The sequence below is a fragment of the Azospira restricta genome (assembly GCF_016858125.1).
Lineage (GTDB): Bacteria > Pseudomonadota > Gammaproteobacteria > Burkholderiales > Rhodocyclaceae > Proximibacter > Proximibacter restrictus.
The window spans coordinates 63,572-88,897 of record NZ_CP064781.1 but is presented as its reverse complement, the minus strand read 5'-3'; the positions used below and the strand labels follow the sequence as shown (position 1 = coordinate 88,897).

Below are 25,326 nucleotides of genomic sequence, written 5' to 3'. Positions count from 1 at the left end.
GCGGCGCCTACGGCCAGGCGCGGGCGCCCCAGATCATGCGGTCGGCGACGAAGCGGCGTGCCGGCGGGCAGAGGTCGAGCGCGAGCAGGCCGAGGCCGCGGGCGAGACGCAGCGGCGCGAAATCGTTGGAAAAGGCGCGCACTATGCCGTCGGTGAAGGCGACGCTGCCGCGGCGGTCGAGCCTGCGGCCGCGCGCGTAGCCGGCGAGCATCGCCGCGTCGCCGGCATCGCCGGCGGCGAGCACGGCCTGCGCCAGCTCGCAGGCGTCGCGGATGCCGAGGTTGAAGCCCTGGCCGGAGACCGGGTGCAGCGTCTGCGCGGCGTTGCCGATCCACACCTGGCGCGCCGCGACGAGCTGCCGGCGCAGGCGCAGCGCGAGCGGATAGCGGGCGCGTGGCGAGGTCGCGGCGAAGCGCACGCGCGGGCCGAATTGCTGCTGCAGCGCGGCGAGGAAGGCGTCGTCGTCCATCGCCAGCAAGGCGTCGGCCTTCGTCGGCGGTACCGTGAACACCACCGAGTAGTCGTCGCCGAGCGGCAGCAGCGCCAGCGGGCCGTCGGGCGTGAAGCGTTCCCAGGCACGGTGGCCGTGCGCCGGCTGCGGCCGCACTTCGGCGAGCACCGCGTGCTGGCGGTAGTCGCTGACGGCGACGCCGGCGTCTTCGGCCGGCGTGCCTTCGGCATGCACGACGAGGCGGGCGCGGATCGTCGTTTCCCCACCATCGCGGCGGATCGTGGCGACGGCGGCATCGTTGCCGACCTGCAGCGCCGTGAGTTCGGCGCCGTCAAGCAGCGCGGCGGCGGGCAGGCGCGCGTCGAGCGCGGCGGCGAGGTCGCGGTAGCGCATGACGTAGCCGAGCGCCTCGACCGCCAATTCCTCGCGCGTGATCTGTGTGCGGCCGAAGCCGCCGCGCTGCGAGACGTGGATGTCGTGGATCGCGGTTCCGGCGGCGGCGTTCCAGGCGCCGAGGATTGCCAGCAGCTGCCGCGTGCCGTGCGCGAGCGCCAGCGCACGCGGGTCGTCGCGCCAGGCGCCGCGCGCGCGGCGGTCGAGCAGCAGCGCTTTCCGGCCGCCGGCGGCGAGCGACAGCGCCAGCGTCATGCCGACCGGACCGGCGCCGACGATCAGGACCTCGCAGTCGGGCGCCGCGTCAGTCACGGCGCATCACTTCCTCGATCTCGGCGACCGTCTTCGGTGCGTCGGTGTAGACCTCGCAACCGCCGCCGGTGACGATCGCGTCGTCCTCGATGCGGATGCCGATGCCGTGCAGGGCCTCGGGGATGTCGGCGGCCGGGCGGATGTAGAGGCCGGGCTCGACGGTCAGCGTCATGCCGGGGGCGAGCCTGATCCAGTCGTCGCCGCTCGCGTCCGGCCGGTGCGCCTTGTACTCGCCGGCGTCATGCACGTCGAGGCCGAGCCAGTGGCCGGTGCGGTGCATGTAGAAGCGCTTGTAGGCCTCGCTCTCGATCACGCCGTCGACGCTGCCGGCGAGCAGCCCGAGGTCGATCATGCCCTGCGCCAGCACGCGCACCGCGGCGTCGTGGTAGGCCATGAACGAGGCGCCGGGACGGATCGCGGCGATCGCCGCCGCCTGCGCGGCGAGGACGATCTCGTAGGCATCCCGCTGCGCCGGCGAGAAGCGGCCGTTCACCGGGAAGCTGCGCGTGATGTCGGCGGCGTAGCCGTCGAGCTCGCAGCCGGCGTCGATCAGCACCAGCCCGCCGTCGGGCAGCAGGCGGTCGTTGTCCACGTAGTGCAGCACGCAGGCGTTGGCGCCGCCGGCGACGATTGGCGTGTAGGCGTGGCCGCCGGCGCCGCGGCGGCGGAATTCGTGCGTCAGCTCGGCCTCCAGCTCGTACTCGGCGATGTCCGGCCGGCAGTGGCGCATCGCCCGCGCGTGGCCGGCGGCGCTGATGGCGGCAGCGCGGCGCATGGTGTCGAGCTCGCTGTCGTCCTTGATCAGGCGCATCTCGTCGAGTGCCGCGCGCAGGTCGCGGATCTCGCGCGGCGCCCGCTTGCCGGCGCGCGCCTGCGCCCGCACCGCGTTGAGCGCGGCGGCGATGCGCGCGTCCCAGTCGGCGTCGTGGCCGAGCGAGTGCCACAGCGTCGCGCGGTCGGCGATCAGCTCGGGCAGGCGCGCGTCCAGCTCGCCGATCGGATACGCGGCGTCGAAGCCGAAGGTTTCGCAGGCGGCGGCCGGGCCGTAGCGGTAGCCGTCCCAGATCTCGCGCTCCTCGTTCTTCTCGCGGCAGAAGAGGATGGTCTGCGGACGCTCGCCGCCGCAGATCACGACCACCGCCTCCGGTTCGGGAAAGCCGGTCAGGTACCAGAAGTAGCTGTCGAAGCGGTAGGGATGATGCGTGTCGCGGTTGCGCACGCGCTCGGGGGCGGTCGGCACGACGGCGACGCCATCGCCGAGCTGCGCGGCGAGGCGCGCGCGGCGGGCGGAAAAAGGGGCGTGGTGCGGTTTGTTCATGACAGCTCCCGGTCGAGGGCGGCGAGGCGTTCGGGGGTGCCGACGTCGACCCAGCGTCCGGCGTGGCGCTCGCCGCTGACGAGGCCGCGCGGGATCGCCGCGTCGAGCAGCGGGCGCAGCTTCATCACGCTGCCGCGCGGGACGCCGGCGAAGAAGTCGGGGTGGAAGACGCCGATGCCGCAATACGTGAGCGTTGGACCGCCGTCGGCGAGCATCAGTTGCGCCGGCGCACGCGTCTCGTCGAGGGCGAAGTCGCCGCCGGCGTGGTGCGCCGGGTTGGCCATCATCACCAGGTGGGCGAGATGCTGCGGCGACAGCGCGATGTCGCGGGCGCGGCGGAAATCCCAGTCGCACCAGATGTCGCCGTTGACCACCAGGAAGGGTGCGTCGCCCAAGAGCGGCAGCGCCTGTGCGATGCCGCCGGCGGTCTCCAGCGCCCCCGGCGGCTCGGCCGACCAGGCGATGCGCACGCCCCAGCGGCGGCCGTCGCCGAGCGCGGCTGCGAGCTGTTCGCCGAGATGGGCGTGGTTGATCACCAGTTCCGTGAAACCGGCGGCGGCCAGCCGCTCGATGTGCCAGACGATCAGCGGCTTGCCGCCGGCGACCAGCAGCGGCTTCGGCGTGCGGTCGGTCAGCGGCCGCATGCGTTCGCCGCGGCCGGCGGCGAGGATCATCGCTTTCATTGCGGCGCCCGCATCGTCAGAAGGTGTAGCCGGTCTGCACCTGCCGGTTCTCCAGTTCGTCGAGCAGCAGCAGCAGGGGCTTGAGGTCGATGTAGCGCCCGCAGGCGCGGCGCAGGTAGGCCATCACGCGCGGCATGTCGGCGAGGTACTGCGCCTTGCCGTCGCGGTAGTTCAGTCGCGCGAAGATGCCGAGCACCTTCAGCTGGCGCTGCACGCCCATCCATTCGTAGTCGCGCCAGAAGTCGTAGAAGTCGGCCGCCACCGGCAGCTTCTCCTTGCGCGCCGCCTCCCAGTAGCGGATCGTCCAGTCGAGCTCCTGCTCCTCTTCCCAGCCGATGTAGGCGTCGCGGTAGAGCGACACGAGGTCGTAGCTGATCGGGCCGTAGACGGCGTCCTGGAAGTCGAGCACGCCCGGGTTCGGCGCGCTGATCATCAGGTTGCGCGAGTGGTAGTCGCGGTGCACGAAGACCTGCGGCTGTGCGAGGTTGCTGGCGAGGATTTTCTCGAAGGCAGCGTCGAGCGTCTGCCGCTGCGCCTCGCTGAGCGTGACGCCGAGGTGCTTCGCCACGTACCAGTCGGGGAACAGCTGCAGCTCGCGCGTCAGCAGTACGCGGTCGTACTCCGGCAGCACGCCGGGGCGGCTCGCCGCCTGCATCTTCACCAGCGCCGCGTTGGCCTCGCGATAGAGCGCCGAAGCGCCTTCCGGGTGCGCTTCGAGCGCCGTCAGGTAGGTGGTGTTGCCGAGGTCGGAGAGGAGCAGGAAACCCTGCGCCAGGTCCTCGGCGTAGACCGTCGGCACGTGCACGCCGGCATCGGCGAACAGCTGCGCGACCTTCAGGTAAGGGCGGCAGTCCTCGTGCTCGGGCGGCGCGTCCATGACGATGCGCGTCACGCCGTCGGCCAGCGTGACGCGGAAATAGCGGCGGAAACTGGCGTCGGCCGAGGCCGGCGCGAGGGTGAACGGCTGCTCGGGGAGCTGCTTTGCGAGCCAGTCCTGCAGCGCCTGAGTTCGGGGCATCCCGGGCTCCTTGATGCTAAAATGGCGCGATTTTAACACCCGGCCCGCCGGCCTTCCGTCGGCGGCCGATAACGAAAGCCCTCGCTCCCCCTATGTTCCGCGCGCGCAAGAAACCGCTGGCGCTGTTCGTTTGCTGCGGCCTGGCCAGCCTGGCCGCCGGCAATGCGGCTGCCCAGAGCATGACGCCGCTGCGCGTGGATCCGACGCTGCTGGGCCTGCCGCCGGCCGAAAAGAAGCCGGCGCCGGTGCCGGAGAAGCCGGTCGAGGCGCCCGCGGAAAAGGCGCGCGCCGACGTCAAGCCGGTCGATCCGCAGGCCGTCGAAAGCAAGCCGCTGGCGGGCGAGGCCGAGCCGGCACCGGAAAAGGCCAAGGCGCCGCCGGCCAAGGCCGCCTCGCCGGAGCGAATCCCCGCCCGCGCGGTGGCGCCCGAACCGGCGCCCGCCGCAGTGGCACCGGCGCCGTCGGCGCCGGTGCAGTCCACCGGCTCGCCGCAGCCGGTGACGCCGCCGCCGCGGCCGCGCACGCAGGAAGGCACCCGGACGGCAGGCGGTGCGCCGGCGGCGACCCAGCCGGCCGCGCCGGCGCGGCCCGAATCCGCCGGCGGCAAGGTGACGACGCTGGCGCCGCTGCAGGTGCATCCCGGCTTGCTCGATCCGTCGGCGGCGTCCCGCGCGCCGGCGCCGCAGATCGCCGGCAGTGCGCCCGCCGGCAAGACGGAAGGCCGCGTCACCGCCGCCCCGGGGCTGCCGCCAGGAGCGAGCAAGGTGACGACGCTGTCGCCGCTGCGCGTGCATCCCGGCCTGCTCGGTGCGCCGGCCGTTGCCGGCGCGCCCGGCACGGCCGTTGCCGGCGTCGCGACGGCGTCGGTGCCGGCGACGCTGGCCGGCATCGCGCAGGACGAGCAGGCTGCCTGGCGCGCCGGCCGGCCGCCGGTGCTCAACTTCCCGCGCGAAACGATCGACTTGCCCGATGGCGCGGTCGGCGTGCCGGCGCTGCGGACGGCGAAGACGCTGGCGCCGCTGTCGTCGGGCGGCCTGCCGCGGCCGATGTTCCTCACCGCCGACGAGCTCGCCGGCGTCGCCGACCACGAGACGGTGGCGTCCGGCAACGCCGAGGCGCGTCAGGCGGGCGCAGTGGTCAACGCCGACCGCCTGACCTACTGGCCGGTCGAGGATGAGCTGGAAGCCGCCGGCAACGTGCGCATGACGCAGGCCGAGGATGTGGTGACCGGCCCGCGCATGCGGATGAAGCTCGCGTCGCAGACCGGCGTCTTCGACGCGCCGACGTACTCGTTCAAGCGCGAGGCGAAATGGGCGGCGAAGGAGCGGGAGCGGCAGGAGAAGGGAGCCAAGGGCAGCGCCGTCGTCGGCGGGACGGGCGGCGACGTCGCTGCGTTCCAGCAGGCCACGAATTTCCGCATGAGCCGCCCGGAGCCGGGCTCGCTGATGAACGTCCTCGGCGTGCCGTCGGAGGCGCCGGACGAGATCCCGAAGACGACGGCGACCGGCAGCGCCGAGCGCATCGACTTCGAGGGCGAGAACAAGATGCGCATCTTCAACGGCAACTACACCACCTGCCAGCCGGACGATCCGGGCTGGTACGTGCGTTCCGACGAACTGGCGCTCGACTACGACCGCGAGGTCGGCGAAGGCCGCAACAGCACGGTCTATTTCCAGAACGTGCCGATCTTCTGGACGCCGTGGATGTCGTTCTCGCTGAACAACCAGCGCAAGTCGGGCTTTCTCGCGCCGACCGTCGGCTCGAGCACGGCCAGCGGCCTGTCGCTGTCGACGCCGTACTACTGGAACATCGCGCCGCACATGGATGCGACGATCGCGCCGCGGCTCTACTCGAAGCGCGGCCTGCAGCTCGGCGGGGAGTTCCGCTATCTCGACTACAACTTCGCCAGCAACGTCCGTGGCGAATACCTGCCCAACGACCGGCAGGCCGACGGCGACGACCGCTGGGGCTATTCGCTGCGCCACCAGCAGAACCTCGGCCGCGGCTTTGCCGGGACGCTGAACGTTTCGGGCGTTTCCGACGACAAGTACTTCACCGACCTCTCGTCGCGCTCGGTGCTGTCCTCGCAGCGCCAGCTGCTGCGCCAGGGCGTGCTCGGCTACGGCGGCGAGTCGTGGAGCGCCAACGTGATCGGCCAGTCGTACCAGACGCTGAATCCCGATCCGGACCCGGCGCAGCGTATCGCCAACGTCTATTCGCTGGCGCCGCAGTTCAACCTGACCGCCCGCCGCCCGGACTTTTTCTATTCGGACCTCGCCTTCACCGGCCAATACACGGTGTTCACGCACCCCGACGCGAACCACCGGGATCCGGCGCAACGCAAGGACGAGGGCCGGCGGCTGGTCGCCTATCCGCAGCTGGCGCTGCCGATCGTGCAGCCGGGCTGGTACGTGACGCCGAAGGTCGGCATGCACCTGACCAAGTATTCGCTCGATCGCCGGGCGCCGAATTCGGTAGGCTCCGAGTCGGTCTCGCGCTCGCTGCCGATCGTCAGCGTCGATGCCGGCATGACCCTCGAGCGCGAGACCAGCTGGTTCGGCGCGCCGGCGACGCAGACGCTGGAGCCGCGGCTGTACTACCTGAACGTGCCGTACAAGAACCAGAGCCTGATCCCGAACTTCGATACCTCGATCGCCGACTTCAATTTCGCGCAGATCTTCAGCGAGAACCAGTTCCTCGGCTACGACCGTGTCAGCGACGCCAACCAGCTGACCGCCGCCGTCGTCTCCCGCCTGATCGACCCGACCAGCGGCGCCGAGGCGATGCGCGCGATGTTCGGCCAGCGCTACTACTTCCAGCAGCAGCGCGTCGACCTGCAAGGGCAGACGATCCCGGGATCGACGCGCGACAAGTGGAACCGCTCGGACTTCCTCGCCGCCTTCAGCGGCCGCGTGCTGCCGAAGACCTGGCTCGACGCGGCGCTGCAGTACAACCCGTCCGACACGCAGATGGAGCGCTCGTCGGTCGGCGTACGCTACCAGCCGGAACTGGGCAAGACGCTCAATTTCAACTATCGCTACGCAAGCAACCAGATTTCCAGCGGCGCGCTGAAGAACGTCGACATCTCCGGGCAGTGGCCGATCTGGGGCGGCTGGTCGGCGGTCGGCCGCTACAACTACTCGATCCTCGACCACAAGCCGGTCGAGACGGTCGCGGGCCTCGAGTACAACGCTGGCTGCTGGGCTGTGCGCCTGGTCAGCCACCAGGTGGCGACGCTGTCCGGGCGGGTCAACACCTCGTTCTTCGTCCAGCTCGAGCTGAACGACTTCGCCCGCATCGGTTCCAATCCGATCGACATGCTGAGACGCAACATCCAGGGCTACGGCCTTGCCAACCAGCCGGTTGCCGACCCGGTGTTCGGCGAGTAAGGGTTTTCGCTCATGAAATCGCTGTTCCGCATCCTGCTTCCGCTCGCGTTCTCCGTCGCCTTTTCCGGTGCGGCGCAGGCGCAGGCCAATTCGGCGGTCGAGGTCGACCGCATCGTCGCCGTCGTGAACGACGAGGTGATCACCCTCGGCGAACTGCGCGGCCGGCTCGACTCGGCGCTGGCGCAGCTGAAGCGGCAGGGAACGCCGCTGCCGCCGCGCGAAGTCCTCGAGCGGCAGATGCTCGAGCGTCTGATCGTCGACCGCATCCAGCTGCAGACCGCGCGCGACACCGGGCTGCGCGTCGACGACACGCAGCTCGACCAGGCGATCAACCGCATCGCCGCCGGCAACAAGATGACCGTTCCTCAGTTCCGCCAGGCGCTGGAAAAGGACGGTATCCGCTTCGCCAAATTCCGCGAGGAAATCCGCGAGGAGATGACGGTCGCCCGCCTGCGCGAGCGCGAGGTCGACAACCGCCTGGTGATCGGCGACGCCGAGGTCGACAACTTCATCGCCGCCGAGACGGCGAAGGGCGGCGGCGGCGAGGAGGTGCAGATCGCCCATATCCTGCTGCGCGCGCCGGAGTCGGCGTCGCCGGAGCAGCTGCAGAAGCTGAAGGCGAAGGCCGACGACATCCTGCAGCGGATTGCCCGCGGCGACGACTTCTCGCAGCTCGCCGCCTCCTTCTCCGATGCGCCCGACGCGCTGCAGGGCGGCAACATGAGCCCGCGCCCGCTCGACCGCCTGCCCGGCCTGTTCGCCGAGGCGGTGGGCAAGCTGAAGCCGGGCGAGGTGTCGCCGATCCTGCGCAGCCCGAACGGTTTCCACATCGTCAAGCTGGTCGCCAAGAAGGGCGGCATTGCGCTGCCGCCGGTGCAGCAGACGCATGCGCGGCACATCCTGATCCGTGTGAACGAGCTGGTGTCCGAGTCGGAGGCGCTGCACAAGCTGACCGGCCTGCGCGACCGCCTGGCGCACGGCGGCGACTTCGCCGAACTGGCGCGCCTCTATTCGCAGGACGGCTCCGCCGCCAAGGGCGGCGACCTCGGCTGGCTGTACCCGGGCGACACCGTGCCCGAGTTCGAGCGGGCGATGGATGCGCTGCAGCCGAAGGAAATCAGCCAGCCGACCAAGTCGCCGTTCGGCTTCCACCTGATTCAGGTGCTCGAGCGCCGCGTCCAGGACGTCTCCGAGGAGCGCCAGCGTCAGTCGGCCCGCCAGGTGCTGCGCGAGCGCAAGCTCGACGAGGCCTACCAGGACTGGCTGCGCCAGCTGCGCGACCGCGCCTACGTCGAGTACCGCCTGGAGGAGCGCTGAGGTGACCGACCGTCCGGTGATCGCCGTCACCTCCGGCGAGCCGGCCGGCATCGGTCCCGAGCTCTGCCTGCGGCTGGCCGGCGAAAGCTTCCCGGCGCGCCTCGTCGTCCTCGCCGACCGCGACCTGCTCGCGGCGCGTGCCGCCGCCACCGGCTGGCGCGGCACGCTGCGCGACTACGTTGCCGACGCCGTGCCGGCCACCGCCGACGGCCCGTGCCTCGACGTGCTGCACTGCCCGCTCGCGGTGCCGTCGGCCGCCGGCCGCCTCGACCCGGCCAACGCCCCGGCGGTGCTCGGCATGCTCGACCGCGCGCTGGCCGGCTGCCGTTCCGGCGAGTTCGCGGCGATGGTCACCGCACCGGTGCACAAGGGCGTCATCAACGACGCCGGCACGCCGGGGACATTTTTTTCCGGTCACACCGAATACCTCGCCGAGCGCACCGGTACGCCGCGCGTGGTGATGATGCTCGCCGGCGACACGGCGCACGGCCCGCTGCGCGTGGCCCTGGCCACCACCCACCTGCCGCTGCGCGCGGTGCCCGACGCGATCACGCCGGCGTTGCTCGAAGCGACCTTGCGCATCGTGCACGCCGACCTGCGCGCCAAGTACGGTATCCATGTGCCGCGCATCCTGGTCGCCGGTCTCAATCCGCACGCCGGCGAGGACGGCCATCTCGGCCGCGAGGAGATCGAGGTCATCGCGCCGCTGCTCGACCGCCTGCGCGGCGAGGGCATGCAGCTGACCGGCCCGCTGCCGGCCGACACGATGTTTACGCCGCCGCTGCTGGCGCAGGGCGACTGCGTGCTGGCGATGTACCACGACCAGGGACTGACCGCGCTCAAGTACGCGACCTTCGGCCGCGGCATCAACGTCACCCTCGGCCTGCCGGTGATCCGCACCTCGGTCGACCACGGCACCGCGCTGGCGCTCGCCGGCAGCGGCCAGGCCGACCCCGGCAGCCTGTTCGAGGCGGTACGCGAGGCGGCGCGCATGGCCGCCTGCCGAGGATGAACGTGACTGCCTTCCCCCCATCCCCCTTCCTGCGGAAGGGGGGGACGACGGTTCGGCCGCGGAAGCCGCCGCCGGGTCTAGACGCGTCGCCTCCTTGGGGCGGCCCGGCGGAGACGACATGAAACACATCCCGCGCAAGCGTTTCGGCCAGAATTTCCTCGTCGACGCGCAGATCGTCGCCGACATCGTCGGCGCCGTGGCGCCGGCCCGCGGCGATTGCGTCGTCGAGATCGGCCCTGGCCTCGGCGCGCTGACCGAGCCGCTGCTCGAACGCGTCGACCGGCTGCACGTCGTCGAGATCGACCGCGACATCGTCGCCCGGCTGAAGAAGCGCCACCCGCCGGCGCGGCTGACGATCCACGAGGGTGACGCGCTGGCCTTCGATTTCGGCAGCCTCGGCGGCGACCTGCGCATCGTCGGCAACCTGCCGTACAACATCTCGACGCCGCTGCTGTTCCATCTCGCGACTTATGCAGATCGCGTCCGCGACATGCACTTCATGCTGCAGAAGGAAGTGGTCGAGCGCATGGTCGCCGAACCCGGCGACAGCGAGCGCGGCCGGTTGTCGGTGATGCTCCAGTACCGCTTCTGGCTGGAATGGCTGATCGACGTGCCGCCGACCGCCTTCGACCCGCCGCCGAAAGTCGATTCGGCGGTGGTGCGCATGATCCCGCGCGATCCGGCGGAGCTCGCCGCGGTCGACGAGGCGCTGCTCGGCCGGGTCGTCGCCGCCGCCTTCGCGCAGCGGCGCAAGATGCTGCGCAACAACCTCAAGGGGCTGCTCGGCGACGCCGATTATGCGGCGCTGGCGATCGATCCGACGCGCCGCGCCGAAGACCTCACGGTCGACGACTACGTGCGCATCGCCAACTTCCTGGCAAAAAAATAGCGGCACCTGTGCCGGGTGCCGCCGTACCGGAAACGGGCGGGGCGAGGAGGGGAACCGCCGCCCGGGACGCCTATTTCTTCAGCGGGCAGGTATTCAGGCCGAACAGCGTATAGGCCGGGCACCAGCCGAGCAGGCCGGTGGCCAGCGGGACGACGCCGATCCAGCCCCAGGCGCCGACCGTGCCGGTCGCGGCCAGGCCGACGAGCGCGGCGCCGGCGAGAATGCGGGCGATCTTGTCGATGCCGCCGACGTTTGCATTCATGGTTTTCTCCGTTGCGGTTGGGATGACGGAACGGAGAATAAGCGTCTGCCGATGCGGTGTCTGTAACCTGGGTCACACAGCCGGCGTCGATCAGCCCGCCGCGCTGTCGGCGACGCGGCGCAGCCCGTCGCGGTCGCGCAGCAGGATGCGCTCGCGGCCCAGTTCGACCAGCCCTTCGGCGGCGAATCCCTTGAGCAGCCGGCTGACGATCTCGCGCACGCTGCCGAGCTCGTCGGCGAGCGCCTGGTGGGTGGCGTGGATGTCGTCGCCGCGCGCCAGCAGCAGGCGTGCCAGCCGCTGGTCGAGACGGTGGAAGGCGACTTCCTCGACCCGCTGCATCAGGTCGGCGATGCGCTCGGCGAGCAGGTGGAAAACGAAGTCGCGGAAAGCCCGGTGCTCCGCGAGCAGCCGCTCGAACAGCGCCTCCGGCAGTACTGCCAGCGTCACCGCGCTCTCGCTTTCGCCGCGCGCGGTATAGGGCGTGCGGCCGAGCAGGCAGCTCGAACTGATGATGCACGAGTCGCCGGGCGCGACGCGGTAGAGCAGCATCTCGCGCCCGGACGGCGCCGTCTTGACGACCTTGATCGAGCCGTCGACGACCAGCGGAAAGCCGCGGCAGGGCTCCCGCTCGGCGAAGATGCGGGTGCCCGCGGGGAGGTGCAGCAGCGCTGCGGGTTGCAGCAGGCGGTCGAGGTCGGCGGCGGGCAGGTCGGCGAGCGCCGGGTAGAGCGTCAGCAGCCGTTCGCGCGTGACGGTGCCCATGCCGCGGCGTTCAGTGCCCGATCTCGGCGACCACCGGCGCGTGGTCGGAGGGGCGTTCCAGCTTGCGCGGCGCCTTGTCGACGTGGCAGCCGGTGCAGGCCGCGGCGAGCGGCGGCGACAGCAGGATGTGGTCGATGCGCAGGCCGAAGTTGCGGCGGAAGGCCATCATCCGGTAGTCCCACCACGAGAAGCTCTTCTCCGGCTGCTCGAACAGCCGGAAGGCGTCGGCCAGGCCGAGCGCGGTCAGCGCGCGGAAGGCGTCGCGTTCCGGCGGCGAGACGTGGATTTCCTCCTGCCAGTCCGGATGCGCGTCGCGCTCGTCGGGGGCGATGTTGTAGTCGCCGAGCAGGGCCAGCCGCGGATGGCGGGTGAGCTCGTCGCCGAGCCAGGCGGTCAGCGCGCGCAGCCAGTCGAGCTTGTAGGCGAACTTCTCCGAGCCGACCGCCTGCCCGTTCGGAAAGTAGGCGCAGACGACGCGGAGGTCGCCGACGGTGGCGGCGATCACCCGCTTCTGCTCGTCGGCGAAGCCGGGGATGCCGCAGCCGACGTCGGCGAGCGGCGCGCGCGCGAGGATGGCGACGCCGTTGTAGGTCTTCTGTCCGCTGAACGCGGCCCGATAGCCCGCGGCCTCGATCTCGGCGAGCGGGAAGGCCTTGTCCTCGAGCTTCAGCTCCTGCAGGCAGAGCACGTCCGGCTGCTCGGCGGCGAGCCAGTCGAGCACCTGCGGCAGGCGCACCTTCAGCGAATTGACGTTCCAGGTGGCGAGCTTCACTGCGCGAGCGGGTTGGCCGGCTTGCTGCCGAACGGTGCCGCCTTCGGGTAGCCGGCGAGGTCGAGCAGGTTGTTCCAGCCGGCGGCCTCGAAGCCCTTGACGTGCTGCTTGCCGACGACGACGACCGGCACGAAGGGCTCGCCGCCGGTCAGCTTCTTCAGGTCTTCCAGTTCCGGCATGCCGCTCTGCACCATCTTTTCCGCGAAGGGGACGCCGCGGCCGTTGAGCAGGTCGCGCGCCTTGGCGCAGTGGTCGGTGCAATCGGGCGAGGTGTACAGCACGACCGGGAACTTCTCGGCGGCGGCGCGGGCGGCGTATGACGGCTGGCGCTCGTCGCCGGCCTCCGCCGCATTCTGCCGGGTCGCCTTTCTCGCGCCGGCCGGCGGCGGCTGGTCGGAGAACACCGTGCGGCCGGTCGCCGGGTCGACCCAGCGGTAGGTGGTCTGCGCCTGCACCGCCAGCGGTAGCAGCAGTGCGGCGACGGCAACGGTCAGCATGGTCTTCATGTCGGCGGCTCCCCGCGGGGCTGTCATGCGGCGATCATACCACTGTGGCGGAGCAGGGCGTCCGGGCTCGGGTCGCGGCCGCGGAAGGCGCGGAACGAGTCGAGTGCCGAGCGCACGCCGCCGACCGACAGGATCTCGTCGAGGAAGCGGCGGCCGGTCTCCGGGTCGAACGGATTGCCGGCTTCCTCGAAGGCGGCGTAGCAGTCGGCGGAAAGCACCTCGGCCCACTTGTAGCTGTAGTAGCCGGCCGCATAGCCGCCGGCGAAGATGTGCGAGAAGCTGTTCGGGAAGCGGTGCCAGTCCGGCGGGAAGACCACCGCCACCTCGTTGCGCACCTCCTCGAGCAGCTGCAGCGCGTCGCGGTCGCCGTCGGGGTCGAAGTCGTTGTGCAGCAAGAGGTCGAACAGCGAGAACTCGATCTGGCGCACGGTCTGCATCCCGGACAGGAAGTTGCGCGCGGCCAGCATCTTGTCAAACAGTTCGCGCGGCAGCGCCTCGCCGGTGTCGACGTGCGCCGTCATGTCCTTCAGCACGGCCCATTCCCAGCAGTAGTTCTCCATGAACTGCGAGGGCAGCTCGACCGCATCCCACTCGACGCCTTCGATGCCGGAGACGCCCGGCTCGCCGACGCGCGTCAGCATGTGGTGCAGGCCGTGGCCGGTTTCGTGGAACAGCGTCGTCACCTCGTCGTGGGTGAAGGTGGCCGGCTTGCCGCCGACCGGCCGCGAGAAGTTGCAGACGAGGTAGGCGACCGGCGTCTGCACCCCCGTCGCCATCGCGCGGCGGCTGCGCGCGTCGTTCATCCAGGCGCCGCCCTTCTTCTCCTCGCGCGCGTAGAGGTCGAGGTAGAACTGGCCGACCAGTTCGCCGTTGCGGTTCTCGATGCGGAAGAAGCGCACGTCCTCGTGCCACACCGGCGCGGTGTCCGGCTTCACCTTCACCGAGAACAGCGTCTCGACGACGCGGAACAGCCCGGCGAGCACCGTCGGTTCGGTGAAGTACTGCTTCACCTCCTGCTCGGAGAAGGCATAGCGCTGCTGCAGCAGCTTCTCCGAGACCCAGGCCATGTCCCAGGGTTCGAGCGGATCGAGCTTGTACGTGTCGCGGGCGAAGGCGCGCAGCTCGGCGACGTCCTTCTCGGCGAAGGGCTTCGCCTTCCTGGCCAGCTCGCGCAGGAAGTCGAGCACCTGTTGCGGCGACTCGGCCATCTTCGGCACCAGCGAGACCTCGGCGAAGTTGCGGTAGCCGAGCAGCTTCGCCTCCTCGGCGCGCAGCTTCAGCAGCTGGTGGATCAGCGGTGCGTTGTCGAGCTCGGGCTTGCCGAACTCGGAGGCGCGCGTCGCGTAGGCGCGGTACATCCGCGCGCGCAGGCCGCGCTGGTCGGCGTACTGCATCACCGGGCCGTACGAGGGGGCGTGCAGCGTGAAGCGCCAGCCGGCGACGCTGGCCTTCTCGGCGCTGGCGCGGGCGACCTCGATCACGTCGTCCGGCAGCCCGGCGAGGTGCTTTTCGTCGGCGATTACTTCGGCGTGCGCGTTGGTCGCGTCGAGCAGGTTCTCCGAGAACTTCGCGGCGAGCGCGGCCGCCTCCTCCTGCAGTGCCTGGAAGCGCGGCTTCTGTTCGTCCGGCAGCTCGGCGCCGGACAGGCGGAAGTCGCGGATCTCGTTGTCGACGATGCGCTTTCTGGCCGGCGACAGCGTCGCGTACTCGGTGCTGGCGGCGAGTGCCTTGTACTTCGAGAACAGCGCGAGGTTCTGGCCGAGCTCGGAGTAGAAGCGCGTGACCTCGGGCAGCAGGTCGTTGTAGGCCTCGCGCCACGGCGGCACGTCGTTCACCGAGTGCAGGTGGCCGACCACGCCCCAGGCGCGCGACAGCTGTTCGATGCCGTCGGCGAGCGGCTCGGCGAAGTCGTGCCAGGTCGCCGGCACGTCGGCGCCGGTGAGGCGCTCGACCAGCGCCCGGCCGTCGTCGAGCAGGCGGGTGAGCGCCGGGCGTACGTGCTCGGGGCGGATCAGGTCGAAGCGGGGCAGGCCGGAGAAGTCGAGCAGTGGGTTGTCGGTCATGTCAGTCGTCGAAAAAGGAAGCGGGCGGTCGGGCCGCCCGCGAAGGGATCGTGCGCCCTATTCTACAAGGTCGCGGTAGGCGTGCCACGACGCGTGGCCGAGCAGCGGCATCAGCACGACGAGCCCGAACAGCAGCGTCGCGAAACCGAGCAGCGTCAGCGCGACGATCGTCGCCGCCCACGCCAGCAGCGGGCCGGGGTTGGCGGCGAAGGCGCGCAGGCTGGTCATCGCCGCGCTGACGAAGTCGCCGCCGCGGTCGAGCAGCAGCGGCGCCGAGACGACGCTGAGCATGAACACGAGCAGCGCGACGACGGCGCCGGCGAGCAGCCAGGCGAGCGCCAGTCCGGCGTGGCCGCCGGCGGCGATGACGAAGGCGGCGAACTCGACGACGTTGGCGCCGGGCCGGCCGGCCGCGATGCCGGCGAAGAGCACCGCCGAGAAGACCTCCCAGGCCAGCCACAGCAGCACCAGCAGCAGGCCGAAGCGCGTCAGCCCGTCGCGGCCGCGCTTGATGCCGGCGAGCGAATCGGCGAAGACCGAGGCCAGGCCGCGCTCGCTGCGCCGGCTCAGTTCGTAGAGGCCGGCGCAGAGCAGCGGGGCGACGATGAAGAAGCCGGAGACGGCGACCAGGAAGTGCAACGGGCTGCGCCACAACGAGACCAGCAGCAGGTCGCCGGCGATCGCGAAGAGCAGGCCGTAGGCGAGGCTGGCGATCGGCGTCGCGCGCAGGTCGGCCCACCCGGCGGCGAGCCAGTCGGCGATGCGGGCGACGGACACCTGCCGCACGCGCGGCAGCGGGAAGTTCCGGTCGAGGGAATCGAAGGGGTGCGCCATGCTGTCCTCCCGGGCGAGACGGTTCTCCGTTCCGGGATGGACAGCGCGCGGCCGGCGAAAGTTCTGGCGGCGCGGGGCAGGGCGCCGGGGGAAGGCGGCAGCGCTGCCGCTTCCGGGCCGGGTCAGGCCAGCGGCTGGCCGGTCAGCCGCTCGTAGGCCTCGCGGTACTTGGCGGCGGTCTTGTCGACAATCTCCGCCGGCAGGTTCGGCCCGGGGGCGGTCTTGTTCCAGTCGAGCGTTTCCAGGTAGTCGCGCACGAACTGCTTGTCGAAGGACGGCGGGTTGCTGCCCTCGGCGTACTGGTCGGCCGGCCAGAAGCGCGAGGAATCGGGGGTCAGTGCCTCGTCGATCAGGTGCAGCGTGCCGGCCTTGTCGATGCCGAACTCGAACTTGGTGTCGGCGATGATGATGCCCTTGGTCGCCGCGTAGCGCGAGGCTTCCTCGTAGATCTGCAGCGCCACCGACTTGGCCTGCGCGGCGAGCTCGGCGCCGTTCTTGCCGGTGCCGTAGAGCGCGTCGGCCAGCACCTTGGCGCAGTGCGCCTGCGCCTGTTCGAAGCTGATGTTCTCGTCGTGCTCGCCGATGTCGGCCTTGGTCGCCGGCGTGAAGATCGGTTGCGGCAGCTTCTGCGCCATCTTCAGGCCCGGCGGCAGCGCGATGCCGCAGACGGCGCCGGTGGCCTGGTAGTCCTTCCAGCCGGAGCCGATCAGGTAGCCGCGCACCACCGCCTCGATCGGCAGCGGACGCAGGCGCTTGACCACCACCGCGCGGCCGCGCACCTGCTCGCGTTCGTCCGGCGCGACGACCGCTTCCGGATCGACGCCGGTGAGCTGGCCGGGGACGATGTGCGCGAGCTTGGCGAACCAGAAGTTGGCGATCTGCGTCAGCACCTTGCCCTTGTCCGGGATCGGGTTCGGCAGGATGACGTCGAAGGCCGACAGGCGGTCGCTGGTGACGATCAGCAGCTGTTCGTCGTTCACGGCGTAGATGTCGCGCACCTTGCCGCGCGAGATCAGCGGCAGGCTCTTGATGGTCGATTCGAAAAGGGGAGCGGTCACGGCGGGCTTCCTGGAGGCGGGGATTCGGAAAAGCGTGATTATAGGCTAGTGGGCGCCGTTCTCTTCGGCCGCCAGCACCCGCCGCATGCGGCGGATGCCGAGGGCGACGACCCCGGCGATGACCGGGATCGACACGGCGGCGGCGATTTCCGCGGAGAGCGCCGGCGCGAACGACTTCTGCAGCCCCTTGGCGACGTACTGCACGAGCTGCGAGCCGTAGTAGGTGATCGCCACCACGGAGAGGCCCTCGACCGTCTCCTGCAGCCGCAGCTGCAGCCGCGCGCGGCGGTTCATCTGCGCCAGCAGCTCCTGGTTCTGGCGTTCCAGTTCGATGTCGACGCGCGTGCGCAGCAGCGCGCTCTTCCTGGCGATGCGCGTCGACAGGTCGGTCTGGCGCGCGGCGACCGACTGGCAGGTGGCCATCGCCGGCGCCAGGCGGCGCTCCATGAATTCGCGGATCGGCGGGAAGCCGGCCAGCCGCTGCTCGCGCAGGTCCTCGACGCGCTGCTGCACCAGCCGGTAGTAGGCGGCGGCGGCGCCGAAGCGGTAGGCGGTGCGCGTCACCGACTGCTCGACCTCGGCGGCGAGCTTGGTCAGGCGCGCGAGCAGGCGGCGTTCGTCCTCGGGCGTGCCGGCGACGCGCATCTCGTCCATCAGCTCGGCCAGCTCGCGTTCGCGCTCGCCGAGGAAGCGTCCGGTCTCCTTGGCCACCGGAAAGGCGAGCAGCGCCATCATGCAGTAGGTCTCGATCTCGAGCAGGCGTTGCACGGTGCGGCCGGCCTGGCGGTGGCGCAGGTGCTCGTCGATGATCGTGAAGTGCGAGAAGCCGGCGTGCAGCTCGAAGTCGGAGACGACCCAGGCCGCCCCTTCGGCGACGCGCGTCGCGACGACCGCGGCGCCGGCGCGGGCAATGCCGTCGAGGACCTCCTCGGGCGGGTTCTGCGCGGCGGCACATAGCTCGATGTGGCTGGCCGCGATCACCGTGCCGGGGATGCCCCGCACCCATTCCGCCGGGAAGGCGGCGAGCGCGGTGGTTTCGGCGCCGTCGCCGGCGATGCGGCGGCGGAAGAAGGTATAGCCGGAGAACTCGGTGTGCCGTTCCCACTTCAGGCGCAGCGGGCCGGCGTCGAGCACCCAGTGGTCGCCGTCGACCAGCGGGCAGACCTCGGTGCCGAGCGTCGTGCACAGCGCCGCGAGGTGCTTGCGTTCGTCGTCGGCGCTGCCGCCGGCGTGCGTCACCGCGAGGTAGCTGATCCATTCCGGGCCGGGAATGGCGACCGGCGGCCGCGAGTGGATCTCGGCGTTCAGGCGACGGCGCAGCGGGTGTTCGGCGATCGGCAGCATGGGCGCGGCATGAAAAGAAAACGGCACCGAGTGTAGCACCCGGTGCCGTTTGCAGCGTGTTGATTAGTTTACGATTTGGTTCAACTCGCCCTTGGCGTAGCGCTCCGCCATCTTGTCCAGCGGGATCGGCTTGATCCTGCTCGCCTGGCCGGCGCAGCCGAAGGCCTCGTAGCGGGCGAGGCAGATCTTCTTCGCCGCTTCGCGCGCCGGCTTCAGGTAGTCGCGCGGGTCGAACTTCGACGGGTTCTCGGCCAGGTAGCGGCGCACCGCGCCGGTCATCGCCAGGCGGATGTCGGTATCGATGTTGACCTTGCGCACGCCGTGCCTGATGCCGTTGACGATCTCCTCGACCGGCACGCCGTAGGTTTCCTTCATGTCGCCGCCGAACTCGCGGATCTCGGCCAGCAGCTCCTGCGGCACCGACGAGGAGCCGTGCATCACCAGGTGCGTGTTCGGGATGCGGGCGTGGATTTCCTTGATGCGGTCGATCGCCAGGATGTCGCCGGTCGGCTTCTTGGTGAACTTGTAGGCGCCGTGGCTGGTGCCGATGGCGATCGCCAGCGCGTCGCAGTTGGTCTCTCTGACGAAGTCGGCGGCCTGGTCCGGGTCGGTCAGCAGTTGCTCGCGGGTCATGTGGCCCTCGGCGCCGTGGCCGTCCTCCTTGTCGCCGCGCATCGTCTCCAGCGAGCCGAGCACGCCCAGCTCGGCCTCGACCGAGACGCCGATTGCGTGCGCGAACTTGACCACTTCCTTCGACACCGCGACGTTGTACTCGTACGAGGCGGTGGTCTTGCCGTCGGCTTCGAGCGAGCCGTCCATCATCACCGACGAGAAGCCGGAACGGATCGCCGCCATGCACACCGCCGGCGACTGGCCGTGGTCCTGGTGCATGACGATCGGGATGTGCGGGTAGGCTTCCAGCGCGGCCAGGATCTGGTGGCGCAGGAAGGGCTCGCCGGCGTACTTGCGGGCGCCGGCCGAGGCCTGCATGATCACCGGCGCGTCGAGCTGGTTGGCGGCCTCCATGATGGCCCACACCTGCTCCATGTTGTTCACGTTGAAGGCGGGCAGGCCGTAGCCGTTTTCGGCGGCGTGGTCGAGAAGCTGGCGCATGGATACGAGCGGCATGATGACTCCGGAAATCAGGGCGCGGCGCCGCGGCAGGGCGGCGGCGCCGACGTTGCGGGGAAAAACGTTATTTTATCGCGATTCGGCGGCGATATCGGCCGAAAAGCGGCGCTGCCCGGCGGCGGTTTCCTGCGCCTCGCGCAGCGCGGTCTTCAACGCCGCGGCGCCGGCCGCGTCGGTCTGCCCCCACTGCTCGAAATAGACCAGCTCGTCGAGCGCCAGGCGCGGCCGCCAGCCGGCCTTCTCCAGCTCCGGCTTGTCGTGGAAGTAGCTGACCTGGCCGAGGCACAGGTAGGCGATCGGGATGATCCGTTCCGGCAGGCCGAGGATCTCCTTCAGCGCCGACTGGTGGAAGATGCTCACCCAGCCGACGCCGAGGCCTTCGGCGCGCGCGGCGAGCCACAGGTTCTGCACCGCGCAGACCGAGCTGTAGATGTCCATCGCCTTGATGTGCGTGCGGCCGATGACTACCGGGCCGGCGCGGTCGCGGTCGCAGGTGATCAGGATGTTCACCGGCGACTCGAGGATGCCTTCGAGCTTCAGCTCGCGGTAGATCTCCTGCTTCTGTCCCTCGAACATCGCCGCCGCCTCGGCGTTGGCCTCGGCGAAGGCGGCGTGGATGCGCTGCTTCACCGCCTGCTCGCGGATCAGCACGAAGCTCCACGGCTGCATGTAGCCGACCGAGGGGGCGAAGTGTGCGGCAGTGAGGATGCGCGCCAGCATGTCGTCCGGGATCGGGTCGGGCAGGAACTGGCCGCGCACGTCGCGGCGCGAGAAGATCGCCCGGTACACCGCATCGCGGGCGGCGTCGGCGAAGAAATGTTCGGGCTGGCGGCCGTCGCCGCTGTCGGTGGAGTGGCTCATTCGGATTCCTGTTCCTGGGTTGCGTGTTCGGCGAAGCGCCAGCAGTTGCGGCCGCCGGCCTTCGCCGCATAGAGCGCGAGGTCCGCGCTGTGGCCGAGCGCGGTCGCGTCGCGGCCGTCGTCCGGATAAACGGCGATGCCGATGCTGATGCCGATGCTGACGGTGCCTTCGGCGAGGTCGAAGGGGGCATCGATCAGGTCGATGATCTTGGCGGCGACGCGCGCGGTGTCGCCGGCGCCGCTGATGCGCGGCAGGATCAGCGCGAACTCGTCGCCGCCGATGCGCGCCAGCGTGTCCTCGCTGCGCAGTATCGAGCGCATCCGCTGCGACGCCTGGCGCAGCAGGGCGTCTCCGGCGGCGTGCCCGAGCGTGTCGTTGACCGGCTTGAAGCGGTCGAGGTCGAGGTAGAGGACCGCGAACGCGTGGCCGTCGCGCTGCGCGCCGGCGACGGTCTGCGCGAGGCGGTCGTCGAAGCGGGTGCGGTTCGCCAGACCGGTCAGCGGGTCGAAGTTGGCGCGCTGCCACAGTTCGCCCTCGCGCGTTTCCTGCTCGGTGATGTCGCGGCTGACGGTGATGAAGCGCGCGATCCGGCCGTGCACGTCGCGCACCGAGGTGATGTTGTGCCAGACGCAGTACTCCTCACCCGACGGACGGCGGTTCCAGACCCGGCCCGACCAGTAGCCCTGCCGGTTGAGCGTCTCCCACATTTCGCGGAAGTAGGCGTCGTCGTGACGCCCGGAGCTGAGCACCGTCGGCGTCTTGCCGATCACCTCGTCGTCGTGATACCCGGTCAGCCAGACGAAGGCCGGGTTGGTGCGCAGAATCTGCCCCTTGGCGTCGGTGATCATCACCGCATCGTGCATGCCGTCGATGATGCCCGCGGCGAGCGCCGACTCGGTCAGTCGTGCATGTTCGTCGCTGCGGTCGACGAGGGTCAGCGTCGCGCCGCTGACGGCGCCGTCGGCGTCGCGGCAGGCGCGCGCGCTGAGCGAGAGCCACAGTGCGTCGTCGCCGCCGCGCTTCAGCCAGGCGTCGTCGACGTTTTCGCCGGCGTCCAGGCAGAGGTGCGCGATCGGGTCGTCGCTGGCGAACGGCGCGCCGTCCTGTGTCACCAGCGCGAAGCCGGCATCGCGGAGCAGGTCGGCGAGGCGCCGGCCGGCGGCCTGCGGGAACCACTGCGCCGCGCGCGGATTGGTGAAAGTGACGACGCCGCGGGGGTCGAGGAGGAGAAGCCCCTCGCTCATCGTCTCGAAGACCGTGCGCGAGCGGGTCGTCTCGTACTGCAGCGCGTCGTGGGCCGCCTGCAGCTTGCGCCCGGCGCGATAGACGAGCCAGCTCGCCGGCAGCAGCAGCAGGCTGAGCAGGATCGCCGGCAGGTAGGCGACGCGGGCGTGCTCGGCGTTTTCCCGGTCCAGCCACCGCTGGTCGATGCCGGCGACGACGCGCAGTCCCCAGCTCGCGAGCTCGCGTACCGCGCTGAGGCGGGTGACGCCGTCGAGCGGGCTGGTCAGCGGGAAGGTCTCCGCCGGCGCCGGGACAGTGACCGGCTTGCCGACATGGCGGCCCTGGTCGTGCGAACGGAGGATTACGCGGCCGGTCGGCGAGAGCAGCGTCAGCAGCTCCCGATCGTGGTCCAGCGTGTCGAAGAATTCGCCCAGGCGCGCGACCGGAAAGCCGACGACGACGGCCCCGGCGAACTTCCCGCGCTGCAGGATCGGGCGCGCGAAGAGGAGGATCCACTCGCCGGTGGTCTTGCCGACGATCGGCTCGCTGACGACGATGCGGTCCTCGCTGCTGCGCTGCGCGGCGAGGAAGTGCTCGCGGTCGCCGAGGAAGACCGGGGGGCGCTCCTGGCCGTCGATGAAGTTAACGTGCGCCCAGCCGTCGGGGCCGATCAGCGTCGCCCGGTTGATCGGGCCGCCGCCGTGCGCGCCGGAGATGCGCCGCGCCTCGTCGCGGAAGGCGGCGAGCTTGTCCTGCTGGGCGATGTCGCGCAGGTGCCGCAGCGCCTCGTCGGCGACGGTCAGCGTCAGCTCGGCATGTTCGGCGTGCACGCGCGCGAGCGTCTGGACCCGCAGCTGCGCCGCCTCGAGAGTGTTCTCGTTGACGTTGCGGACATGGATGACGGCGACCGACCAGGCGAGCGCCAGCACCGCCGCCGCGAGCAGCAGGAAAAGCTTCCACGCATTCCGCGGCGACTCGAGCTGCATCGGCTCAGCGGCCGGCGGGTTGCGTGTGCTCGCCGACGCGGACGATTTTCAGTGTGTTGGTGCCGCCCGGCGTGCCGATCGGCTCGCCGATGGTGAGCACGATCAGGTCGCCCTTGTCGACGACGCCGGCCTCGATCAGCAGCTGCTCGGCGTCGTAGAGCAGCTCCTCGCGCTCGGTGTGCGTCTGCTTCATCAAGAGCGGATAGACCTCGCGGTACAGGCACATCTTGGTCTGTGCCGCCGCCGACGGGGTCAGCGCATAGACCGGCACGCCGCAGTTCAGCCGGCTCATCCACAGCGCGGTCGAGCCCGATTCGGTGAGTGCGGCGATCGCCTTCACCTTCAGGTGGTGCGCGGTCCAGATCGCGGCCATCGCGATCGACTGGTCGATGCGCGTGAACACGCGGTCGAGGAATTCGCGATCGAGCGTGACCTCGGCCGACTTCTCGGCTTCGAGGCAGACGCGGGCCATCGCCTCGACCGTCTGCACCGGGTACTTGCCGCTTGCCGTCTCGGCCGACAGCATCACCGCGTCGGTGCCGTCGAGCACGGCGTTGGCGACGTCCGACACTTCGGCGCGGGTCGGCACCGGCGACAGGATCATCGACTCCATCATCTGCGTCGCGGTGATGGCGAGCTTGTTGCGCTCGCGCGCCATGCGGATCATCTTCTTCTGCAGCGCCGGCACCGCCGCGTCGCCGACCTCGACCGCGAGGTCACCGCGGGCGACCATGACGCCGTCGGAGGCGTCGAGGATCTCGTCGAGCGCCGCCACCGCCTCGACCCGCTCGATCTTGGCGATGGTCAGCGCCTTGCCGCCGGCGGCGCGCATCAGCTGGCGCGCCATGTACATGTCGGCGGCGCTCTTCGGGAACGAGATGGCGACGTAATCGACGCCGATGTCGGCGGCGGTCTTGATGTCGTCCATGTCCTTCGCCGTCAGTGCCGGCGCGGAGAGGCCGCCGCCCTGGCGGTTGATGCCCTTGTTGTTCGACAGCTCGCCGCCGTGGCGGACCACGGTGTGGATCTCGCTGCCGCGCACCAGCTCGACGTCGAGCACGATGCGGCCGTCGTCGAGCAGCAGCACGTCGCCGCCGCGGACGTCGCGGGGCAGGTCCTTGTAGTCGAGGCCGACGCGCTCGAGGGTGCCCATCGCGCAGGCGGCGTCGAGGATGAAGCGGGCGCCGGCCTCCAGCGTGACCTTGCCGTCGGCGAACTTGCCGACGCGGATCTTCGGTCCCTGCAGGTCGGCGAGGATGCCGACCGGGCGGCCGACGCGCTTCGCCGCGTCGCGCACCATCGTCGCGCGGGCGACGTGGTCCTCGGCGCTGCCGTGCGAGAAGTTCAGGCGGACGACGTCGACGCCGGCGCGGATCAGTTTTTCGAGGACTTCGGGGTTGTTCGAGGCGGGGCCGAGGGTGGCGACGATCTTGGTATGGCGGGTCATGGCGGGTCCTTTGCGAATTCGCCCATTCTAGCCGCCGCCGGGCTTTCGCAAAACCGGCGTCACGGCCGGCGGTCGCGCTCCTCGCTCGCGCGCACGGCGAAGCTGCGCTCGATTTCCGAGAGCGGCAGCCCGAAGCGGAATTCGCGGTCGAGCGTGCGCAGCAGCGGCATCAGGTGCAGGCCGAGCGAGCCGAACTGGCGCGCTGCCGCCTGTGGGTCGTAGAGATTGAACAGTTCCTCGAAGTATTCCGGCCCGAAGCCGCCGGGCGCCGCCGCCGGATCGTTGGCATGCACGCGGTTGCCGCCGGCCGATTGCGCCATCCGCAGCCGCAGCGTCGCGCGCGCGATCAGCGCCGGCGCATCCAGCCCGGCGTCGGCCGAAAGGCTGGCGATGCCGGCGCTCACCTGCAGCGGGAAGGCTTCGCCGGCGATGTTCACCTGGCTGTTGGCGAGGCCGCGGCAGACGCGCTGGGCGAACGCCGTGCAGCCGGCGAGGCTGGTGCCGGGCGAAACGATCAGGCAGTCGCCGGCGTCGCCGTGGCCGATGCAGTCCCCGTGGCCGATCTTCGTCTGCAGCACGCGCGCGACGTGGGTGGCGACGGCGTCGGCGGTCTCGTTGCCGAAGCGGGCGACGAGACCGCCGTGCAGGTCGAGGCCGAAGGCGAGCACGCCGATCATGTCCGCGGCGGCGGGCGTTTGTGCGATGGCCTGCGCCAGCCGTCCGGCGACGGCGTCGGCGGCGAGCACGTCGGGCGCGCGCCGCGCCGGCGCCTCGCCCGCCTTGTCGCGCGGCGGCATTTCCGTCAGCCCGGGGAAGTGGGTCGCCAGCTCCCAGTTCACGAGGCGGCCGATGCGCGCCACGATCTCCTGGCGCGGCATGCCGCGCGTGATGAAGTCGGTGACGCCGTGCTCGCGCGCGCGCTGCCGGTCGCTGTCGCTCTCGTGGCCGGAGATCACCAGCAGGAACGGGATGTCGCACAGGCGGCGCAGCTTGTTTACGCGCAGCCGGGCCAGGAGGTCGTAGCCGTTGAGGCGGGGCAGCTGGGCGCCGGAGACGACGGCGATGATCGTCGAGTCGAGGACGAGGGTTTGCCACGCGGACTCGCCGTCCGCCTCCTCGCGCACCTCGAAATGCTCGCGCAGATGCTTGGCGAGCGCCGACCGCACGACGCGGGAGTGGTCGACGACCAGCACCCGGCGCAATACCTCCTCCATGTCTCCTCCCTCCGCTCGTTGTCGAAGAGTTTCAAGGGCTTGCTTCGATGGCAAGCGGCAGATTTTCGCCTATGTCATGG

At 70.6% G+C, this 25,326-nt stretch carries 21 protein-coding genes; 4 read left to right on the top strand and 17 right to left on the bottom strand.

The genetic code is table 11. From position 1 onward, the window contains the following. Positions 1–7: 7 nt before the first annotated feature. Genes IWH25_RS00380 through IWH25_RS00365 form a run of 4 tightly spaced genes read right to left on the bottom strand, consistent with a single transcriptional unit; the run spans position 8 to position 4,175 of the window. Positions 8–1,156: an FAD-dependent monooxygenase gene (locus IWH25_RS00380; RefSeq protein WP_203387384.1), complete on the bottom strand. Its 1,149-nt coding sequence runs from the start codon at positions 1,154–1,156 to the stop codon at positions 8–10. Beyond that, positions 1,149–2,474 carry an aminopeptidase P N-terminal domain-containing protein gene (locus IWH25_RS00375; RefSeq protein ID WP_203387383.1) on the bottom strand — a complete coding sequence of 442 codons (1,326 nt, stop codon included), beginning with the start codon at positions 2,472–2,474 and terminating at the stop codon, positions 1,149–1,151. The genes IWH25_RS00380 and IWH25_RS00375 overlap by 8 nt, the downstream gene beginning before the upstream one ends. Beyond that, positions 2,471–3,148, bottom strand: a complete 678-nt coding sequence (murU, locus tag IWH25_RS00370) for an N-acetylmuramate alpha-1-phosphate uridylyltransferase MurU (RefSeq protein WP_203389112.1) — start codon at positions 3,146–3,148, stop codon at positions 2,471–2,473. The genes IWH25_RS00375 and murU overlap by 4 nt, the downstream gene beginning before the upstream one ends. A gap of 25 nt (positions 3,149–3,173) precedes the next feature. Next, positions 3,174–4,175, bottom strand: coding sequence for an aminoglycoside phosphotransferase family protein (locus tag IWH25_RS00365; protein ID WP_203387382.1), 1,002 nt, complete (start codon positions 4,173–4,175; stop codon positions 3,174–3,176). A gap of 92 nt (positions 4,176–4,267) precedes the next feature. On the opposite strand from IWH25_RS00365, the gene IWH25_RS00360 reads away from it, so the two are divergent. The 4 genes from IWH25_RS00360 to rsmA all read left to right on the top strand — a co-directional run bounded on the left by IWH25_RS00360 (position 4,268) and on the right by rsmA (position 10,782). Further along, positions 4,268–7,564, top strand: coding sequence for an LPS-assembly protein LptD (locus IWH25_RS00360; RefSeq protein WP_238998965.1), 3,297 nt, complete (start codon positions 4,268–4,270; stop codon positions 7,562–7,564). Between the two features lie 12 nt (positions 7,565–7,576). Beyond that, positions 7,577–8,881: a peptidylprolyl isomerase gene (locus IWH25_RS00355; RefSeq protein ID WP_203387381.1), complete on the top strand. Its 1,305-nt coding sequence runs from the start codon at positions 7,577–7,579 to the stop codon at positions 8,879–8,881. Between the two features lies 1 nt (position 8,882). Continuing rightward, complete coding sequence (pdxA, locus tag IWH25_RS00350) at positions 8,883–9,893, top strand: 4-hydroxythreonine-4-phosphate dehydrogenase PdxA (protein ID WP_203387380.1); 1,011 nt, start codon at positions 8,883–8,885, stop codon at positions 9,891–9,893. A 118-nt stretch (positions 9,894–10,011) separates the two neighbouring features. Then, positions 10,012–10,782, top strand: coding sequence for a 16S rRNA (adenine(1518)-N(6)/adenine(1519)-N(6))-dimethyltransferase RsmA (gene rsmA, locus IWH25_RS00345; RefSeq protein ID WP_203387379.1), 771 nt, complete (start codon positions 10,012–10,014; stop codon positions 10,780–10,782). 70 nt (positions 10,783–10,852) lie between these two features. Here the strand turns inward: rsmA and IWH25_RS00340 are convergent, their stop codons facing one another. The 13 genes from IWH25_RS00340 to IWH25_RS00280 all read right to left on the bottom strand — a co-directional run bounded on the left by IWH25_RS00340 (position 10,853) and on the right by IWH25_RS00280 (position 25,246). After that, positions 10,853–11,044, bottom strand: a complete 192-nt coding sequence (locus IWH25_RS00340) for a YgaP family membrane protein (RefSeq protein WP_203387378.1) — start codon at positions 11,042–11,044, stop codon at positions 10,853–10,855. Positions 11,045–11,134: 90 nt separating this feature from the next. Further along, positions 11,135–11,806, bottom strand: coding sequence for a Crp/Fnr family transcriptional regulator (locus tag IWH25_RS00335; RefSeq protein ID WP_203387377.1), 672 nt, complete (start codon positions 11,804–11,806; stop codon positions 11,135–11,137). A gap of 10 nt (positions 11,807–11,816) precedes the next feature. Further along, positions 11,817–12,578: an exodeoxyribonuclease III gene (gene xth, locus IWH25_RS00330; protein WP_203387376.1), complete on the bottom strand. Its 762-nt coding sequence runs from the start codon at positions 12,576–12,578 to the stop codon at positions 11,817–11,819. Further along, the gene (locus IWH25_RS00325) at positions 12,575–13,084 is read right to left on the bottom strand and encodes a glutaredoxin family protein (protein WP_203387375.1); all 510 of its coding nucleotides are present in this window, start codon (positions 13,082–13,084) and stop codon (positions 12,575–12,577) included. Before IWH25_RS00325 ends, xth begins: the two co-directional genes overlap by 4 nt. A gap of 23 nt (positions 13,085–13,107) precedes the next feature. Further along, positions 13,108–15,147 carry a M3 family metallopeptidase gene (locus IWH25_RS00320; RefSeq protein WP_203387374.1) on the bottom strand — a complete coding sequence of 680 codons (2,040 nt, stop codon included), beginning with the start codon at positions 15,145–15,147 and terminating at the stop codon, positions 13,108–13,110. Between the two features lie 57 nt (positions 15,148–15,204). Next, positions 15,205–15,981, bottom strand: a complete 777-nt coding sequence (locus IWH25_RS00315) for a DUF2189 domain-containing protein (protein WP_203387373.1) — start codon at positions 15,979–15,981, stop codon at positions 15,205–15,207. Positions 15,982–16,103: 122 nt separating this feature from the next. Continuing rightward, a complete protein-coding gene (locus tag IWH25_RS00310) occupies positions 16,104–17,039 on the bottom strand; it encodes a phosphoribosylaminoimidazolesuccinocarboxamide synthase (RefSeq protein ID WP_203387372.1) in 936 nt (311 codons plus the stop codon). 45 nt (positions 17,040–17,084) lie between these two features. After that, positions 17,085–18,383: a DUF3422 family protein gene (locus IWH25_RS00305; RefSeq protein ID WP_203387371.1), complete on the bottom strand. Its 1,299-nt coding sequence runs from the start codon at positions 18,381–18,383 to the stop codon at positions 17,085–17,087. Positions 18,384–18,446: 63 nt separating this feature from the next. After that, positions 18,447–19,511, bottom strand: coding sequence for a class II fructose-bisphosphate aldolase (fba, locus tag IWH25_RS00300; protein WP_203387370.1), 1,065 nt, complete (start codon positions 19,509–19,511; stop codon positions 18,447–18,449). Positions 19,512–19,583: 72 nt separating this feature from the next. After that, positions 19,584–20,375 carry a 5,6-dimethylbenzimidazole synthase gene (gene bluB / locus IWH25_RS00295; protein WP_203387369.1) on the bottom strand — a complete coding sequence of 264 codons (792 nt, stop codon included), beginning with the start codon at positions 20,373–20,375 and terminating at the stop codon, positions 19,584–19,586. Further along, positions 20,372–22,585: a bifunctional diguanylate cyclase/phosphodiesterase gene (locus IWH25_RS00290; protein ID WP_203387368.1), complete on the bottom strand. Its 2,214-nt coding sequence runs from the start codon at positions 22,583–22,585 to the stop codon at positions 20,372–20,374. The genes bluB and IWH25_RS00290 overlap by 4 nt, the downstream gene beginning before the upstream one ends. 4 nt (positions 22,586–22,589) lie before the next feature. Further along, positions 22,590–24,032 (bottom strand): pyruvate kinase, encoded by a 1,443-nt coding sequence (pyk, locus tag IWH25_RS00285; RefSeq protein ID WP_203387367.1) that lies wholly within the window; start codon positions 24,030–24,032, stop codon positions 22,590–22,592. A 59-nt stretch (positions 24,033–24,091) separates the two neighbouring features. Next, the gene (locus IWH25_RS00280; protein ID WP_203387366.1) at positions 24,092–25,246 is read right to left on the bottom strand and encodes a GGDEF domain-containing response regulator; all 1,155 of its coding nucleotides are present in this window, start codon (positions 25,244–25,246) and stop codon (positions 24,092–24,094) included. Between the last annotated feature and the right edge of the window lie 80 nt (positions 25,247–25,326).

Bases quoted from the DNA above. Each gene is read 5' to 3' on its own strand.
- rsmA (WP_203387379.1), top strand. From the start codon at position 10,012: ATGAAACACATCCCGCGCAAGCGTTTCGGCCAGAATTTCCTCGTCGAC.
- IWH25_RS00365 (WP_203387382.1), bottom strand. From the start codon at position 4,175: ATGCCCCGAACTCAGGCGCTGCAGGACTGGCTCGCAAAGCAGCTCCCC.
- bluB (WP_203387369.1), bottom strand. From the start codon at position 20,375: ATGAGCCACTCCACCGACAGCGGCGACGGCCGCCAGCCCGAACATTTC.
- fba (WP_203387370.1), bottom strand. From the start codon at position 19,511: ATGCCGCTCGTATCCATGCGCCAGCTTCTCGACCACGCCGCCGAAAAC.
- IWH25_RS00290 (WP_203387368.1), bottom strand. From the start codon at position 22,585: ATGCAGCTCGAGTCGCCGCGGAATGCGTGGAAGCTTTTCCTGCTGCTC.
- IWH25_RS00325 (WP_203387375.1), bottom strand. From the start codon at position 13,084: ATGAAGACCATGCTGACCGTTGCCGTCGCCGCACTGCTGCTACCGCTG.
- IWH25_RS00280 (WP_203387366.1), bottom strand. From the start codon at position 25,246: ATGGAGGAGGTATTGCGCCGGGTGCTGGTCGTCGACCACTCCCGCGTC.
- IWH25_RS00355 (WP_203387381.1), top strand. From the start codon at position 7,577: ATGAAATCGCTGTTCCGCATCCTGCTTCCGCTCGCGTTCTCCGTCGCC.
- pyk (WP_203387367.1), bottom strand. From the start codon at position 24,032: ATGACCCGCCATACCAAGATCGTCGCCACCCTCGGCCCCGCCTCGAAC.
- IWH25_RS00320 (WP_203387374.1), bottom strand. From the start codon at position 15,147: ATGACCGACAACCCACTGCTCGACTTCTCCGGCCTGCCCCGCTTCGAC.
- murU (WP_203389112.1), bottom strand. From the start codon at position 3,148: ATGATCCTCGCCGCCGGCCGCGGCGAACGCATGCGGCCGCTGACCGAC.
- IWH25_RS00375 (WP_203387383.1), bottom strand. From the start codon at position 2,474: ATGAACAAACCGCACCACGCCCCTTTTTCCGCCCGCCGCGCGCGCCTC.
- IWH25_RS00305 (WP_203387371.1), bottom strand. From the start codon at position 18,383: ATGCTGCCGATCGCCGAACACCCGCTGCGCCGTCGCCTGAACGCCGAG.
- IWH25_RS00315 (WP_203387373.1), bottom strand. From the start codon at position 15,981: ATGGCGCACCCCTTCGATTCCCTCGACCGGAACTTCCCGCTGCCGCGC.
- IWH25_RS00340 (WP_203387378.1), bottom strand. From the start codon at position 11,044: ATGAATGCAAACGTCGGCGGCATCGACAAGATCGCCCGCATTCTCGCC.
- IWH25_RS00335 (WP_203387377.1), bottom strand. From the start codon at position 11,806: ATGGGCACCGTCACGCGCGAACGGCTGCTGACGCTCTACCCGGCGCTC.
- IWH25_RS00360 (WP_238998965.1), top strand. From the start codon at position 4,268: ATGTTCCGCGCGCGCAAGAAACCGCTGGCGCTGTTCGTTTGCTGCGGC.